General features: G+C 65.2%; 13 protein-coding genes. 6 read left to right on the top strand and 7 right to left on the bottom strand.

Going from position 1 to position 16411, the window contains the following annotated elements:
* From WAN02_RS19365 to ppc, 4 genes are all read left to right on the top strand, one after another.
* A partial coding sequence (locus tag WAN02_RS19365) for an FUSC family protein (protein ID WP_422265856.1) occupies positions 1-1125 on the top strand: 1125 nt, incomplete at its 5' end.
* Between the two features lie 125 nt (positions 1126-1250).
* Positions 1251-2471, top strand: a complete 1221-nt coding sequence (locus tag WAN02_RS19360) for a PecA family PE domain-processing aspartic protease (protein WP_422265855.1) — start codon at positions 1251-1253, stop codon at positions 2469-2471.
* Between the two features lie 47 nt (positions 2472-2518).
* Positions 2519-2755 carry a preprotein translocase subunit SecG gene (gene secG / locus WAN02_RS19355; protein WP_325685141.1) on the top strand — a complete coding sequence of 79 codons (237 nt, stop codon included), beginning with the start codon at positions 2519-2521 and terminating at the stop codon, positions 2753-2755.
* A gap of 45 nt (positions 2756-2800) precedes the next feature.
* Positions 2801-5593: a phosphoenolpyruvate carboxylase gene (gene ppc / locus WAN02_RS19350; protein WP_422265854.1), complete on the top strand. Its 2793-nt coding sequence runs from the start codon at positions 2801-2803 to the stop codon at positions 5591-5593.
* A gap of 84 nt (positions 5594-5677) precedes the next feature.
* Here ppc and WAN02_RS19345 read toward each other — a convergent pair whose 3' ends face one another.
* The 7 genes from WAN02_RS19345 to tkt all read right to left on the bottom strand — a co-directional run bounded on the left by WAN02_RS19345 (position 5678) and on the right by tkt (position 13979).
* Positions 5678-6964, bottom strand: a complete 1287-nt coding sequence (locus WAN02_RS19345) for a cytochrome P450 (protein ID WP_422265853.1) — start codon at positions 6962-6964, stop codon at positions 5678-5680.
* Positions 6965-6967: 3 nt separating this feature from the next.
* Entirely contained in the window at positions 6968-7366 is a 399-nt protein-coding gene (locus WAN02_RS19340; RefSeq protein WP_422265852.1) for an ATPase, read from the bottom strand.
* A 178-nt stretch (positions 7367-7544) separates the two neighbouring features.
* Positions 7545-8288: a 6-phosphogluconolactonase gene (gene pgl / locus WAN02_RS19335; protein WP_422265851.1), complete on the bottom strand. Its 744-nt coding sequence runs from the start codon at positions 8286-8288 to the stop codon at positions 7545-7547.
* Positions 8285-9196 carry a glucose-6-phosphate dehydrogenase assembly protein OpcA gene (gene opcA, locus WAN02_RS19330; protein WP_422265850.1) on the bottom strand — a complete coding sequence of 304 codons (912 nt, stop codon included), beginning with the start codon at positions 9194-9196 and terminating at the stop codon, positions 8285-8287. The genes pgl and opcA overlap by 4 nt, the downstream gene beginning before the upstream one ends.
* Positions 9193-10746, bottom strand: a complete 1554-nt coding sequence (zwf, locus tag WAN02_RS19325; RefSeq protein WP_422265849.1) for a glucose-6-phosphate dehydrogenase — start codon at positions 10744-10746, stop codon at positions 9193-9195. The genes opcA and zwf overlap by 4 nt, the downstream gene beginning before the upstream one ends.
* Positions 10743-11861: a transaldolase gene (tal, locus tag WAN02_RS19320; protein ID WP_422265848.1), complete on the bottom strand. Its 1119-nt coding sequence runs from the start codon at positions 11859-11861 to the stop codon at positions 10743-10745. Before tal ends, zwf begins: the two co-directional genes overlap by 4 nt.
* Positions 11862-11876: 15 nt before the next feature.
* Positions 11877-13979: a transketolase gene (tkt, locus tag WAN02_RS19315; protein ID WP_422265847.1), complete on the bottom strand. Its 2103-nt coding sequence runs from the start codon at positions 13977-13979 to the stop codon at positions 11877-11879.
* 237 nt (positions 13980-14216) lie between these two features.
* On the opposite strand from tkt, the gene WAN02_RS19310 reads away from it, so the two are divergent.
* Positions 14217-15137 (top strand): heme o synthase, encoded by a 921-nt coding sequence (locus WAN02_RS19310; RefSeq protein WP_422265846.1) that lies wholly within the window; start codon positions 14217-14219, stop codon positions 15135-15137.
* Positions 15138-15278: 141 nt separating this feature from the next.
* Positions 15279-16411: PPE family protein (locus WAN02_RS19305; RefSeq protein ID WP_422265845.1), on the top strand; the 1133-nt coding region annotated here is incomplete at its 3' end.

Genomic DNA, 16411 nt, shown 5'->3' with positions numbered 1-16411 from the left:
GCTCGGGATCGCCGCGGGGCCGACCGGGTGGCCTTCGCGGCGGCCACCCTGTATGCGCAGGGCCGGCCGGTCCCGCAGAACGCCATCGCGGCGATCCGACGGGCTGGATCACAGATCGCGGAGGCGTCGCCGGTATCGGTCGGATTCTCGGAAGCGGATGCTGGTAACGATCCGGGACTGGTGGAATTGGCCGACGCGCTGAGCCCGGATCCGAAGCGCCCGGGTGCGCCGCGACCCACGACTCAGCGGCTGTCGGGGTTGGTTCGTGTCGTCACATCGCGCGACTCCCTGGCCAACGGGGTGCGGATCGGACTATGCCTGGCCGTGGCCACCGGAATCGCGGCGGCGATGCAGGATCGGATCCACGGGTTCTGGTTGCCGTTGACCACCGCCGTCATCGTGCGGCCCGAGTACGCATCGGTCTTCGTGCGGACGGTCAACCGCATATTCGGCACCGTCATCGGCGCGTTGGTCGCGACCGGGGTGTTGGCGGTGCTCTCGTCGGGGCTGCCGTTGGTGATCGCGACCGCGCTGGCGCTCGGCTTTGTGGTGCTGTCGGCGCCGAAACTGTACGGCTTCAGCGTCATTGGTATCACCACCTCGGCTCTGCTATCGCGGTCGATCGGGCAGGTCGATCCGGTCGCGCCCGTGTACCGGTTGCAGGACACCTTGCTCGGCGCCACGATCGCCATCGTTTTCGGCTATTTGCTGTGGCCGGGTGCCCGCAGATTCCCGGCGTACGCGCAACTGGCCGGCGCGCTGGAGTCGGCCCACGATTACTTGCGCGAGGCGGTGAAACCAGCAGCCCAGCGGAGGCATCTGCAATTCGTCAGGGCCGACGCCTACCGGCTGGCGCACCAGGCGCGTGGCACGGCGGAGGCCGCGGTGCTCGAGCCGCCACGGGTGAGCTCAGTCGCCGTGCGGGTAATCCCGGTCGCCATCGAATTGGAGGACACTGTCGACGCGATCACCGCGGTCTGCTCGGCGATAGATGCCGGCAGCGATTCGACGGGGCTGATCGAGGATGTGCGACGTCGGCTGAAGCACCTCGACCAAGCCGCAGGTGCGGTGGAATCCCCGCCGGTGCGGCGCGCTGGGGGCCGTGCCGAGAGCCCGACGCCGTGAACAACGGCGCGTATTAGTTGCGGACACGGGGAGGTCACGTTTAGCTTAGGGAAACCTGACAGAAACACAGGACCGTTAAGGTCCGCAGGTTAGACAGCTCCACCTACACGCCCGCGGGGGACTAAATGGCTGGTCACGACCGTAAGAAGCAGGCACGCAGCGCCAATGTCGGTCGCCGCCTGCTGGTCGGGATGGGCGCCGGCGCGAGTGTGTTTTTCGCGGCAGCGGCGATGGCGACCGGGTCGGCCGCACCCGCCAAGGCCGACTTCGAGGACCTGCTCGACCCGATCATCCAGCCCCTCCTCACCTCGCTGACCGACTCGATCGGCGCCTTTGACCCGGCCGCCGCCGTCGACCTGACCAGCTGGACCGACAGCTTCCTCGCCAGCCTGAACTCGATCGACTCGGCGGTTCCGGCCGCCTCGGAGTCGGCGGCCAGCGCCGCCGTGCCTGCGGCGTCCGACCCGACGGGCACCTACGACATCCCGATAACCATGCAAGAGGTCACCGAGCCGACCGTGCAGGCGACGATTGACGGCACGAGTAACACGTTGCTCGTCGACACCGGGTCCAGCGGCTTGGTCATCCCGTGGGAATCCCTCGGGTCGAACCCTTTCACGGCGCTTGAGAACCTCTTCGAGCTCGGGTCACCCATCCATTCCGGCTTCAGCGGCTACAGCGGTGGTGTGGAATATTATTATCTGACTTACGACACGCCGGTCGATTACGCCACCACCACGGGAACCCTTGACACCGGGAGCACCCCCGTCGACGTGGAGATCTTCTCCTATCCGACTTCGTTCAGCTCGCCGGCGAACTTCGAGACCTTCGTTGCCGATAACCAATCAACGGGGATTCTGGGTATCGGGGACGGCGTGGGTCCGAACGCCATGGGCCCGTTGCAGGCCGACGGTTACGAGGGTGTGACCGTTGACATCCCCAAGAACGAGTTGGTCGTCAGTCCCACCAATGCGGGAACACCCGTAGCCACATTCAGTGACGCGTCAAGCGGAGCGCCGATCACCGCCCTGTACGAATCAGTCAATGGCGGAACCCCGATCGCGGTTTCCGACGACGTCGACTCCGGCGGTGTGTACGGAACCATCCCGTCATCCCTCCTCGGAAACGCCACCACCGTGCCGTCGGGAACCACGATTTCGGTTTACGACAACGCCGCCGGTACCGGTACTCCGCTGTACACCTACCAGGTGGGGACCGACAGCATCGGTAACAGCACCGCGCCATTCGTAACAAGCGGAACCAACATCGACAGCGGTGTCGAACCGTTCCTGTTACACCCGATCTACATCGACTACGCCACCGACTCGCTGATCTTCGACAAGTAGCGCACGCCCGTTCGAGCCGCCCGTCGCAGGCCGGTAAGGTGTGGGCCATGGAATTGGCCCTGCAGATCACGCTGGTGGTCACCAGCATCCTGACAGTGCTGCTGGTGCTGTTGCACCGCGCCAAGGGTGGCGGTCTGTCGACTCTGTTCGGCGGTGGTGTGCAGTCCAGCCTGTCCGGGTCGACCGTGGTGGAGAAGAACCTCGACCGGCTGACGTTGTTCGTCGTCGGCATCTGGCTGGTCGCCATCGTCGGGATGGCGCTGCGCATCAAGTACAACGCCTGACCCCACGAAAGGCGAAGACGGCCAACCGCCCCGATACTGATAGGTATGGCTGAAGCTCCCGACTCGCTCGAGCCCTTCGGCGCGGTACAACGCACCCGGATAGGCCGCGAAGCCACCGAGCCGATGCGCGAGGACATCCGGTTGCTCGGCGCCATCCTCGGCGACACCGTCCGCGAGCAGAACGGCGACGAGGTCTTCGATTTGGTCGAGCGGGCCCGGATCGCCTCCTTCCGGGTGCGTCGCTCGGAGATCGAGCGTGCCGAGGTGGCGGAGTTGTTCGACGGCATCGACATCGACCGAGCGATCCCGGTGATCCGCGCCTTCAGCCACTTCGCTTTGCTGGCCAACGTCGCCGAGGACATCCACCGCGAACGCCGCCGCGCCATCCACGTCGACGCCGGCGACCCGCCGCAGGACAGCACCCTGGCCGCCACCTATCAGAAGCTGGACTCCGCGGATCTGGACGCCGCCACCGTCGCGGAGTCACTCACCGGCGCACTGGTCTCCCCGGTGATCACCGCCCATCCGACCGAGACTCGTCGCCGGACCGTCTTCGACGCCCAGCACCACATCACCCAGCTGATGCGGCTGCACGCCCACGGCCACACCGAAACCGATGACGGCCGCGACATCGATACCGAATTACGCCGCCAGGTGCTGACGCTGTGGCAGACCGCCCTGGTTCGGCTGGCGCGACTACAGATCTCCGATGAGATCGCGGTCGGCTTGCGGTTTTACCAGGCAGCGTTTTTCGACGTGGTGCCGAAAGTCAACGCCGAAGTCCGCGATGCACTGCGTCGGCGCTGGCCCGACGCCGACCTGCTCTCCGAACCGATCCTGCGACCAGGCTCGTGGATCGGCGGCGACCGTGACGGCAACCCCAACGTCACCGCCGACGTGGTGCGACTGGCCACCGGCAGCGCGGCCTACACCGCGTTGGGTCGCTACACCGCAGAACTGACCGCGCTGGAACAAGAGCTGTCGATGTCGGCGCGGCTGGTCGCTGTCACCGACGACCTGGCTGCGCTGGCCCGGGCCTGCGACGAGCCGGCTCGCGGCGATGAGCCCTACCGCCGCGCGCTGCGCGTCATCCATGGCCGGCTCACCGCCACCGCTGCGCACATCCTCGATCAACAACCGGAAAGCCTGCTCGACCTCGGCCTCCCGCCCTACGAGACGCCGGGGGAGATGCTGGCCGACCTCAACACCGTCGACGCGTCACTGCGGGCCAACGGCAGCGCATTGCTGGCCGACGACCGGCTGGCCCGGTTGCGGGAAGCCGTGCACGTCTTCGGTTTTCACCTGTCCGGTCTGGACATGCGGCAGAACTCCGACGTCCACGAAGAGGTGGTTGCCGAGTTGCTGGCTTGGTCCGGCGTGCATCCCGACTACTGTTCGCTGAGCGAAGACGAACGGGTCAACATCCTGGCCGACGAGCTGAGCACCCGACGGCCGTTGGTCGGCGACCGCGACCAACTCTCGGAATTGGCCCGCAAAGAACTCGCGATCATCACCGCGGCCGCACGCGCCGTCGCCATCTACGGTCCGTCCGCGGTGCCCAACTACATCATCTCGATGTGCCGGTCCGTCTCCGATCTGCTGGAGGCCGGGATCCTGCTGAAAGAATGCGGGCTGCTCGACGCCTCCGGCGGTGAGCCGTACTGCCCGGTGGGCATCGTCCCGCTGTTCGAGACGATCGACGATCTCCGTCGCGGCGCGTCGATTCTTGAAGCGGCACTTGACCTTCCCGTCTACCAGGGCATAGTGCGCGCCCGCGGCGACAGCCAAGAGGTCATGCTCGGCTACTCCGACTCCAACAAGGACGGGGGTTACCTGACCGCCAACTGGGCGCTCTACCGCGCCGAACTCGACCTCGTCGAATCGGCACGCAAAACCGGAATTCGGTTGCGGCTCTTCCACGGTCGTGGTGGCACGGTGGGCCGAGGCGGGGGGCCAAGCTACGAGGCCATCCTTGCCCAACCGCCGGGAGCGGTGAACGGATCGCTGCGACTGACCGAACAAGGAGAGGTGATCGCCGCCAAATACGCCGAGCCGCAGATGGCTCAGCGCAACCTGGAGACCTTGCTGGCAGCCACCCTGGAGTCGACCCTGCTCGACGTCGAAGGGCTCGGCGACGCCGCCGAGCCGGCCTATGAAATTCTCGATGAACTGGCCGACCGTGCGCAGCGGGCCTATTCCGAATTGGTGCACGACACCGAAGGTTTCGTCGATTACTTTCTGCAGTCCACGCCGGTCAGCGAGATCGGTTCGCTGAACGTCGGCAGTCGGCCTACGTCTCGGAAGCCGACGTCGTCGATCTCCGACCTGCGCGCGATACCGTGGGTGATGGCGTGGAGCCAGTCACGAGTGATGTTGCCCGGTTGGTACGGGACCGGCTCGGCAATCGAGGACTGGATCGCCGGCGGCGACGGGCGTCTCGAAAAATTGCGTGACTTGTATCAGCGGTGGCCGTTCTTCCAGACCGTGCTGTCGAACATGGCGCAGGTTCTCGCAAAAACCGATCTGGGCCTGGCCGCTCGTTACGCCGAATTGGTCGAAGACGTCGCGTTGCGGCGGCGGGTGTTCGACAAGATCGCAGCGGAACACCAGCGAAGCATCAACGCGCACAAGCTGATTACCGGCCAGGACAATCTGCTCGCCGACAACCCGGCGCTGGCCCGGTCGGTGTTCAACCGTTTCCCGTACCTGGAGCCGCTGAACCACTTGCAGGTCGAGCTGTTGCGGCGTTTCCGCTCCGGCGACGACAACGAACTGGTACAGCGCGGAATCCTGTTGACGATGAACGGTTTGGCCAGCGCGCTGCGCAACAGCGGCTAACGGCTCTCGCGCCGAACGTGAAACTATTGCGACTTTGCGGCCGATTTTTCGCAATGGCTTCGCGTTCGGCGAAGTTGTGACCAGTTACTCCATGACGTAGCTGAGGATGCACGGTCCATCGGCTCTGGCCACGCCGCCGATCTGCGCCGGAACAGGCCGTGGATGCGCCGTCCAACCCGGGGTCATCCGATAGGTGCCCAACAACCGCGTCATCGTGGCGGTCATCGCCGACAGTGAAAACGGCTGCGCCGGACACGAATGGCGGCCGTGGCCGAACGCCGTCACCAACATCGGTGAAGGAAGCGACTTCTCCTCGGTCAGCCGGTGCCGCGTCCACCGGTCGGGATCCCACCGCCCGAGCCCGGGTGCGACCGAGGTGTTGAGCAAGGGCAGCAGCGTTGCGATGGTCCAACCGGGCGGCACTTCGTAGCTGACCTCACCGGTGTCGAGCACGATGGGGGACAGCACAGCGCGGGACATGATCGACCGCTGAGCCAGTCGCGTTGATTCCAGCGCGCACCGCTGCGCCAGGTCCGCATCACCGGCGACGACCCGCGCGAGTTGCACCGGATGCTCGAGCAGATCGACCAATGCCCACCCCAGCGCAGCCGCAAGGTTGGACATCGACGCGATGTGGATCAGCGAGACGTCGAGGGCGATGCCACGAATCCGGTTGTCGCCCAACTCGTCGCACCAGGCATCGACAATCCGGTCGAACAACGTCTGGTCGCCGGAGCCGTCTCGACGGTGCACGGCATCGGCGATGATCTGAACCGCCTCGTCGAGGGCAGCGCGCTCGGCCCGCTTCTCCGATGCGGCGACCGCTGCCATCGCGTCCGGATGCACGAAGGCGTCGGATCCGTCGAGTGTGTCGAAGGCCCGCACCAGATGCTCGAACGCCTCACCCCGGGCTGATCCGGGCCCTGCCCAGGAGGCCAGCCCCATCCGGTGGCCGAGTCGACGGGTCAACCCGAAGACGTCGACCGATCCCGACACCCCCAATTCAACGACTGTCTCATCGAGCGCCCGATCCAGATTGACGAGATACCCGGCAACGTCGTCGCGGCGAAACAGCGTGCTCGGCAAGAGGCGTCGACCGTCGAAGATCTCGTCGGGAAGCTTGCGGCGCAACATCAGAAAGTCCGCGACCCCCTTGCTGGCCTTTTCTTCGGGCAGCCCGTAGAACGACTCGACGCCGGTAGGGGAGAACGTGAACAGGTAGCGGTCATTGCCGCTGTGCACAGCGAAGGTGTCGCCGTGTTGAGCGCGGGCTGCCGCAATCGCGGCCACAGCGTCGGTGACTGACACATCCCATGGCAAACCGGTGCCCTCGGCGTAGGGCGGATTGGGAACCGGTTGGGGATGTGGCACGGTTTAGCGGCTGGCGCGATTGCGTAAGGTGCTGAAGGCGTTGCGAATTGCGTGTTCGGTGACCGATAGCGGCGACATCACGGTCTCGCCGACGCCGACCATGTAGTCGATGCGTTCGACGATCGCCTCGACCGGCGCCACCAGCGTCACCAGTCGCTGCATCAGGTCGTCAATCCGGCCGAGGGTGGCCTCGAAATGGTCGAGCCCGTCGTCGAGGCGGCCGATCGCGCTGTTCAAATTCGACAGCGACGTGTTCAGGTCGCCCAACGTGTCGCCCAGCCCGCCCAACACATCTTCCAGTTGGTTGACGGTGACGTCGGCGTTCATCGCCGCCTGAGTGAGCGTCCTGATCCGCTGCCGCGCTGGGCGATCACCGGCGCTTTTGTCTGCCATGCCGCCCATTATGGCGGTCGCGGGAACCTCCGGGACCGGATACCCATCTGATGGGTATGCACCGACCAGATCGGGACCACTACTGCGCTGCTGCGGCGATCAGACGCGCGGCGTTGCCCAGCAGCCTCCGACAGCAAGAGGACTACAGGCGCGGTTACGCCGACGCGCAGGCGGAGCGGCGGTCGGGCTAAGAGGGCAACTCGCTGGCGGCCCCGCTGTCGAGGAACCAGACCGTGTGCTCGCGGCCGATAGCGCCGGCTGCCGGTATCGACACCGGCTTGGCGCCACCGACCGCGGCGGCGACCGCCCCGGCTTTCTCGGCACCCGACACCAGTAGCCATACCTCGCGGGAACGCTGGATCGCGGGGAGTGTCAACGTAATTCGCAGAGGTGGAGGCTTGGGCGAATCCTCGACGTCGACCACCATCCGGCTTGTCTCGCGCACTGCGGGAGTGTCTGGGAACAGCGAGTTGATGTGTCCTTCCGGCCCCACGCCGAGGAGGTGAACGTCGAAATTCGGTGCGGGATCGCCCGGCTCAGCATTCGCGGCGAGGATCTGCTCGTAGGCCAGCGCGGCGGCGGCGATGTCGTTGCCGAATTCGCCGTCAGCGGCCGGCATGGCGTGCACGTTGCGCGGCGGAATGTCGATGTGATTCAGCAATTCCTCGCGGGCCTGTTTCTCGTTGCGTTCGTCGTCGTCTTCGGTGACGTATCGATCATCGCCCCAGAACAGATGCACCTTGGTCCAGTCGATTCGCGCGGATTCTGCGGCCAGGAAACGCATCAGCCGGTTACCGTTGCCGCCGCCGGTCAAGACGACCAGCGCCCGCCCGCGCGCGGCGACGGCAGCGTCGACGACGTCGATCAATCGCTCGCCCGCCGCAGCAACCAGGCCGTCGCTGTCGGCGAACGTCTCGACGCTGGTGCTCACACGTACTCCACTCGGTCGATGCCTTCCAGCGCTGAGAAGTAGATCGCGTCCGCGTCCAATCGGCGCAGGTCCTCGGCAAGGCATTCCCGAGTTTCTCTGCGTGGCAACGGAACAAGCGCCTCCGGCTTGGCGGTGCGGCTCAATGTCGCCGTCGTTCCCTCTTGTGGTCGACTCAGCGTGACCGTCTCACTGTTGCGCACCAGCTCGACCTTGAGCTCGCCGACCGCGCGCCGCACCGGCCCGTCGATCCGGCCCGCCAGCCAGCCCGCGAGGACGTCGAGTGCAGGTTCGGTCTTGAGCCCCGACACCAGCGCCGAAGTGATGGGCTCATGCGGTGGCAGGTCGATCGCCGATGTCAGTAGCGCCCGCCAATACGTGATGCGGCTCCAGGCCAAATCGGTATCGCCGGGGGTGTATCCGGACAGCCTACTTTTGATGCACGCCAATGGGTCGGCCCCGTTGGTCGCGTCGGTGATACGACGAATAGCCAATTGGCCCAACGGATCCTGCGCCGGTACGGCCGGGGCGAGGTCTGGCCACCACGCGACCACCGGGATATCGGGCAGCAGGAAGGGCACGACGACACTACTGCTGTGTCCGGCGAGCGGACCCGACAGCCGCAGCACCACGACCTCGGTGGCGCCGCTGTCGCCGCCCGCTCGCAGTTGCGCGTCCAAGCGCGCCTCGGCGGCGTCCGCGTCGCCATTGATCACAACGATTACCCGGCTGGGATGTTCGTGGCTGGCCGCGTTGGCCGCTTCGATGGATTCTTCGAGGATCGCCTCGCTGTCGGGCGCGATGACCAGAGTCAACACCCGGCCGAGTGTTACCGCGCCGGTCTTCTCGCGCAGCTCGTCGAGTTGCTTGTTGATCTCGTTGGTGCTGGTGCCCGGCAATTCGACAATCACGGCCGCCGCCATTCGCGGCCGGTCCGGCGCAGCATCTCGAACGCCGAAGCCGGGCCCCAGGTTCCTGCCTCGTATGGATCGGGTTTGCCGTGATCGGCCCATTGATCAAGCGCCGGATCGATTATCTCCCAAGCCAATTCGACTTCCTCGTTGACCGGAAAGAGTGACGGTTCGCCCAGCAGCACGTCGAGGATCAGCCGTTCGTAGGCCTCGGGTGATTCCTCGGCGAACGCCGAACCGTAGGAGAAGTCCATGTTGACGTCGCGGACTTCCATCGCGCTGTCCGGCACCTTGGAACCGAATCGCAACGTAATCCCTTCATCCGGCTGCACCCGGAGAACCAGCGCGTTGGCACCGAGTTCATCGGTCATGGTCGCGTCGAATGGCAGATGCGGTGCCCGTTTGAATACCAGCGCGATCTCGGTCACCCTGCGGCCCAGGCGTTTTCCGGTTCGAAGGTAAAACGGCACGCCTGCCCAGCGACGGGTGTCGACCTCCAGCGTGATGGCAGCGAACGTCTCGGTGGTGGAGTCTTTCGAGAAGCCCGCTTCGTCGAGCAGGCCAACTACGTGCTCGCCGCCCTGCCAGCCGGCGCTGTACTGGCCGCGAGACGTGGTCTCGTCGAGCGGCTCCGCGAGTTGAGTCGCGGAGAGCACCTTGATCTTCTCCGTCTGCAGCTCCGACGGGTGGAAGCTCACCGGCTCTTCCATCGCGGTCAACGCGAGCAGTTGCATCAAGTGGTTCTGGATCACGTCGCGGGCCGCACCGACCCCGTCGTAATAGCCGCCGCGCCCGCCCAGCCCAATGTCTTCGGCCATGGTGATCTGCACATGGTCCACGTAGTGCGCGTTCCAAATCGGATCGAACAACTGATTGGCGAAGCGCAGCGCCATGATGTTCTGCACCGTTTCCTTGCCCAGGTAGTGGTCGATGCGGAACACCGATTCCTCGGGGAACACGCTATTGACCACCTTGTTGAGGTCACGGGCGCTGTCCAAGTCGTGGCCGAACGGCTTTTCGATGACGACACGCCGCCAGCTCTCTTTCTGCGGACGCGCCAATTCGGCTTTGCTCAGCTGCTCGAGCACGTCTGGGAAGCTCTTCGGCGGAATGGCCAGGTAGAAACAGTGATTGCCCCCGGTGCCGCGTTCGGCATCGAGCTTGTCCAACGTCTCGGCCAGCCGGGCGAAAGCCGATTCGTCATCAAAATTGCCCTGTACGAAGCGGCACCCCTCAGCCAGCCGATCCCAAGTAACCTGCCGAAACGGCGTGCGCGAGTGCTGTTTTACCAGCTGGCATACCTCGTCGCTGAAGGCTTCGTCATTCCAGTCGCGGCGGCCGAATCCGACCAGCGCAAAGCTGGGTGGCAACAGGCCCCGGTTTGCCAGGTCGTAGATGGCGGGGACCACCTTCTTGCGGGCCAGATCTCCGGTCACGCCGAAGATCACCACCGCGCACGGCCCCGCGATTCGGGGTAACCGCTTGTCGCGCTTGTCTCGCAGCGGGTTTTGCCACTGTGCGGCATCGGCTGCGCTGCGGGCCGGGCTCATTTGTTGGCGCTGTCCAGCTGCTCCTGAGTCGCGTCGAGCAGCTCCTTCCACGATGCTTCGAATTTCTCGACGCCTTCGTCCTCCAGAACAATGAACACGTCGGTCAGATCGATGCCGATCGCAGTGAGCTTGTCGAAGACTTCCTGGGCGGCCGATCCGGTGCCGGTGACCGTGTCGCCGGTGACGACGCCGTGGTCGGCGACCGCGTCAATCGTCTTCTCCGGCATGGTGTTCACGGTGTTCGGTGCCACCAACTCGGTCACGTACAGCGTGTCGGAGTAGTCCGGGTTCTTCACGCCGGTCGATGCCCACAGCGGCCGCTGGACTCGGGCACCGTCAGCCTTGAGCGGCGCGAAACGCTCGCCGCTGACGAACACTTCCTGGTAGGCCGCGTAAGCGAGGCGCGCGTTGGCAACGCCGGCCTGGCCGCGTAACGCCAGCGCATCGTCCGAGGCGATTTTCTCCAGGCGCTTGTCGATTTCGGTGTCGACCCGCGACACGAAAAACGATGCCACCGAATGGATCTTGGACAGATCGTGTCCAGCCGCCTTGGCCGCCTCCAGCCCTTCGAGGTAGGCGTCCATCACCTCGCGGTGCCGCTCGACCGAGAAGATCAGCGTGACGTTGACCGAAATCCCTTCTGCGAGCACCGCACTGATGGCGGGCAGACCGGCCTTCGTGGCCGGGATCTTGATCAGGACGTTGGGCCTATCGACGATCTTCCACAGCTCGATGGCCTGCGCGATGGTCTTATCGGTCTCGTGTGCCAGTCGCGGGTCGACCTCGATCGACACCCGGCCGTCGACGCCGTCGGACGCCTCCCACTGCGGCTTCAGCACGTCAGCGGCGTTGCGGACGTCATCGGTGGTGACGGTACGAATCGTCGCGTCGACGTCGGCGCCGCGCTCGGCGAGTTCGGCCACCTGACTGTCATAGGCATCGCCGTGCGACAGCGCGGCCTGGAAGATCGACGGGTTGGTGGTGACACCGACGACGCTCTTGGTGTCGATCAGCTCTTGGAGGTTGCCGGACTGCAACCGCTGCCGTGACAGGTCGTCCAGCCAGACCGACACGCCCGCGGAGCTCAGAGCGGCAAGGTTGGGATTCTGAGTCATCGTCTTTCCCTTCGGTTAGTTGTCTAGTGTGCGTTCGGCGGCGTCGACAACGGCTTCCGGGGTGAACCCGAACTCGCGGAACAACGTCTTGGCATCGGCGGATTCCCCGTAGTGCTCGATCGAAACGATCTCGCCGGTGTCGCCGACCAGCTTGTGCCAGCACTGCGCGATGCCGGCCTCGACGGCAACCCGCGCCGACACCGACGGTGGCAGCACGCTGTTGCGGTATTCGTCGGACTGGGACTCAAACCATTCGACACAGGGCATCGATACCACGCGGGCAACGATGTCCTTGGCCGCCAACAACTTCTGCGCTTCGACGGCCAGTTGAACCTCGGAGCCGGTGGCGATCAACACCACATCGGGCTCTTGATCTTCCCGGCCGTCGGCCTCTTTGCCCAGGATGTATCCGCCCTTGGCCACGCCGTCATAATTCGTGCCCTCGAGAATCGGCAGACCCTGGCGGGTCAGAATCAGACCGACCGGACCACTACCGTTGCCGCGGGCCAGGACGGTGCGCCAGGCGTACGCGGTCTCGTTGGCATCCGCAGGCCGGACCACCGACAGGTGCGGTATGGCGCGCAGCGCCGCCAAGTGTTCAATCGGCTGGTGCGTCGGGCCGTCTTCGCCGAGCCCGATCGAGTCGTGCGTCCAGACGTAGATGGTGTCGATATCCATCAGCGCCGCCAGTCGCACGGCCGGGCGCATGTAATCGGAGAACTGCAGGAATGTTCCGCCGTAGGCGCGGGTCGGGCCATGCAGCACGATGCCGGACAGGATCGAACCCATCGCATGTTCGCGAATTCCGAAATGCAAGGTGCGGCCGTACCAGTCCGCCGTGTAATCCTTCGTCGTAATGGACGGCGGACCAAAGGATTTCACGTTATCCATGGTGGTGTTGTTGCTGCCCGCAAGGTCGGCCGAGCCGCCCCACAACTCGGGCAGGTGCGGGCCCACCGCGTTCAGCACCTTGCCGGACGCGGCGCGGGTCGCCAGCGCCTTGTCGCCAGGTTCCCAGTGCGGAATGTCAGCGTCCCATCCGTCGGGCAATTCGTGGGCGGTCAACCGGTCGAGCAGTTTCTTGCGCTCGGGCTCACGCTTGGCCCACGCCTCAAAATCGACGTTCCACTTGTCGTGGGTTTCCTTGCCGCGCTGCACCAACTCGCGGGTGTGCGCGATCACCTCGTCGCGCACCTCGAACTTCTTGTCCGGGTCGAAGCCGAGGGCTTCCTTGACCGCCGCAACTTCTTCGTCGCCGAGCGCTGAGCCGTGTGCCTTTCCGGTGTTCATCAATTTCGGCGCCGGGTAGCCGATGATCGTCCGCACCGATATGAACGACGGCTTGTCGGTAACCGCCTTGGCGTTGGCGATGGCCTCTTCGATAGCGACGACGTTCTCGCCGCCCTCGACGCGCTGCACGTGCCAGCCGTAGGCCTCGTAGCGGGCCGCAGTGTCCTCGCACAACGCGATGTTGGTGTCGTCCTCGATCGAGATCTCGTTGTGGTCGTAGAACACGATGAGGTTGCCCAACTGCTGCACGGCCGCCAGCGATGACGCCTCCGAGGTCACCCCCTCTTCGATGTCGCCGTCGGAGGCGATCACGTAAATGTGGTGATCGAACGGACTGGTTCCGGGCGCGGCGTCCGGATCGAACAGGCCGCGCTCGTAACGTGCCGCCATCGCGAAGCCGACTGCAGATGCCAAACCCTGGCCGAGGGGCCCGGTGGTGATTTCCACGCCCTTGGTGTGCCGAAACTCGGGATGGCCGGGCGTCTTGGACCCCCAGGTACGCAGTGACTCGATGTCGGACAGCTCGAGTCCGAAGCCGCCCAGGTACAGCTGCAGATACAGCGTCAGGCTGCTGTGCCCGCAGGACAGCACGAACCGGTCGCGGCCCAGCCAGTGCGTGTCGCTCGGGTCGTGCCGCATCGCACGCTGAAACAGGGTGTATGCCAAGGGCGCCAGACTCATCGCCGTGCCGGGATGGCCGTTCCCGACTTTCTGGACCGCGTCAGCGGCCAGCACCCGGACGGTGTCGACGGCGGCTGAATCGAGCTCGCTCCAGTCGTCGGGGTGGTGCGGTTGAGTCAGGGTCGAGATGTCTTCGAGTGTGGTCACGTACTGAAGTCCTCGGGTCGGCAGAATGATCCTGTTCCTACCCTAATGCCGGAACGTTGCGGGCGTGTCAAAGGATATTTCGACCGCTGATTGTTCAAGCGCCGTCAACTGTGCGTTGTGCCTCGATGGTTGCCGATTGGCTGTCAATAGACCCTGCGGTGCATGCTGGGCTAGTCGTCCGGTCTACCATCGTGCGTAGTAGAAGCTGCGCGCTGCTGTGATCCGAGGAGTCCTTGCGTGAGCATTCGCGAGCGCGTTGCGCCGAGCCGAGTCAGCACGATATTGCTGGCTTATTTGGCACTGACCAAGCCGCGGGTCATCGAGCTGTTGCTGGTCACCGCGATTCCGGCGATGCTGCTCGCACACCGCGGCAGTGTGAACCCGCTGCTGATCCTCAACACGTTGATCGGCGGGATGCTGGCCGCCGGCGGCGCGAACACGTTGAACTGCGTGGCGGACGCCGACATCGACAAGAAGATGAAGCGGACCGCGCAACGCCCGCTGGCGCGGGCCGCCGTACCGACCGGACATGCGCTGGTGTTCGGGCTGGTGTTGAGCGTCGCCTCGTTCGTCTGGCTGTGGTGGACGACCAACCTGCTGTCGGGTTTGCTGGCGGTGGGCACGATCGCGTTCTACGTGTTCGTCTACACCCTGCTGCTCAAGCGCCGCACCTCGCAGAACGTGGTCTGGGGCGGCGCGGCCGGCTGCATGCCGGTGATGATCGCCTGGTCGGCGGTCACCGGCACGATCGCGTGGCCGGCCCTGGTGATGTTCGCGATCATCTTCTTCTGGACGCCGCCGCACACCTGGGCGCTGGCGATGCGATACAAGGACGATTACAAGGCGGCGGGCATCCCGATGCTGCCGGCCGTCGCGACGGAACGTCAGGTCACCAAGCAGATCCTGATCTACACCTGGCTGACCGTGGCCGCGACGTTGGCGCTGGCCCTGGCCGCCGGGTGGCTCTACACCGCGGTGGCCGCGGTGGCCGGAGTGTGGTTCCTGGGAATGGCACACCAGCTCTACGCCGGCGTGCGCCGCGGCGAGCCGGTCAAGCCGCTGCGGCTGTTCCTGCAGTCGAACAACTACCTCGCGGTGGTGTTCTGCGCCCTGGCGCTCGATTCGGCCCTGGCGCTGCCGACGCTTCTGCGGGTCTAACTCTTAGCGCACTGTCTTAGACCTGCGCATACCCCCTACCCGGTCGGGGTCTTGTAACTACGACACAGCGTCGTATTAACTGCCCGACGTGGTTACCCGTTTGGTTCGCGACCGCGCGGCTGCCGTTGGTATGGACGGCTGATGACGGCACCGGTCTGGATGGCGTTACCGCCAGAGGTGCCTTCGGCGTTGCTGAGCAGCGGCCCGGGGCCCGGGTCGCTGCTGACGTCGGCCGGCGCGTGGAACTCGTTGAGCACCGAATACGCGTCAGTCGCTGAGGAGCTCAGTGCGGTTTTGGCGGAGGTGCAGGCCGGGGCGTGGCAAGGCCCCAGCGCCGACCAGTACGTGGCTGCGCATCTGCCGTACTTGGCGTGGCTGGTGCAGGCCAGCGCCAAAAGCGCGTCGGAGGCTGTCCAGCAGGAGACCGCAGCCACCGCGTACACCGTGGCGTTGGCCGCGATGCCGACCTTGCCGGAGCTGGCCGCCAACCACGTGATCCACGGGGTGCTGATGGCGACGAATTTCTTTGGTGTCAACACCATTCCGATCGCGCTCAACGAGGCCGACTACGCGCGGATGTGGATTCAGGCGGCTACCACGATGACTACCTATCAATCGGTCTCCGCAGCCGCGGTCGCTGCGGCGCCGCTGACTGATCCAGCGCCGCAAATCGTGCATGCCCGCCCCGCCGACGGCGTCTACGGTGGCGGGGGCATCGCGGACAAGGGGATCCTGCCTATCGTCGACAATGACTCCGGCAATCCGTACCAGTTGAGTTGGTATATCAATCGAATCACTGAGGTCTCCCAGACCTTGGTGAGGGACATCCAACTCATCGGACAGAACCCGGCGCAAGGGCTACTCCAGCTGGAGTACGACGTTGTCGGAGTTGCATCGGACGAATTCGGCCACGCAATTGAATTCGTTAACGCCTTCCCCGAAGTTTTGGCGCTTCCTTTGGTCGTGCCCGTCGGAGCTGCGGGAGGCCTCGCAGGCCTTGCTGGGCTGGCAGGGATCCAGCCCGAAGCCGTCCCCGCCGTGGCGGACGCACCAGCTCCCCAAACACCGAACTTGCCGGCGACGAGTAGCCCCGCAGTGGTGACCGCGTCTGCTGCGGCGCCCGCCTCGGCACCGGCGCCTACTCCAGCGACGACGGTGAGCACTGTCGCCAGTTCCGTGCCGGCTCCGCCTGCCGCCGGGGGCGGGCCGGGTTTTGTGCCGCCGTATGCGGTGGGGCCTCCCGGTATCGGCGTCGGGTCGGGGCTTAGCGCTCA

Source organism: Mycobacterium sp. (assembly GCF_049281135.1).
Lineage (GTDB): Bacteria > Actinomycetota > Actinomycetes > Mycobacteriales > Mycobacteriaceae > Mycobacterium.
Note: the sequence above shows the minus strand (reverse complement) of the source record. Positions and strands in the feature narration are given on the sequence as shown.

Excerpts from the sequence above, each read along its gene's own strand:
- zwf (WP_422265849.1), bottom strand. The coding sequence starts at position 10,746 with ATGAGCCCGGCCCGCAGCGCAGCCGATGCCGCACAGTGGCAAAACCCG.
- WAN02_RS19340 (WP_422265852.1), bottom strand. The coding sequence starts at position 7,366 with ATGGGCGGCATGGCAGACAAAAGCGCCGGTGATCGCCCAGCGCGGCAG.
- WAN02_RS19360 (WP_422265855.1), top strand. The coding sequence starts at position 1,251 with ATGGCTGGTCACGACCGTAAGAAGCAGGCACGCAGCGCCAATGTCGGT.
- ppc (WP_422265854.1), top strand. The coding sequence starts at position 2,801 with ATGGCTGAAGCTCCCGACTCGCTCGAGCCCTTCGGCGCGGTACAACGC.
- secG (WP_325685141.1), top strand. The coding sequence starts at position 2,519 with ATGGAATTGGCCCTGCAGATCACGCTGGTGGTCACCAGCATCCTGACA.
- tal (WP_422265848.1), bottom strand. The coding sequence starts at position 11,861 with ATGACTCAGAATCCCAACCTTGCCGCTCTGAGCTCCGCGGGCGTGTCG.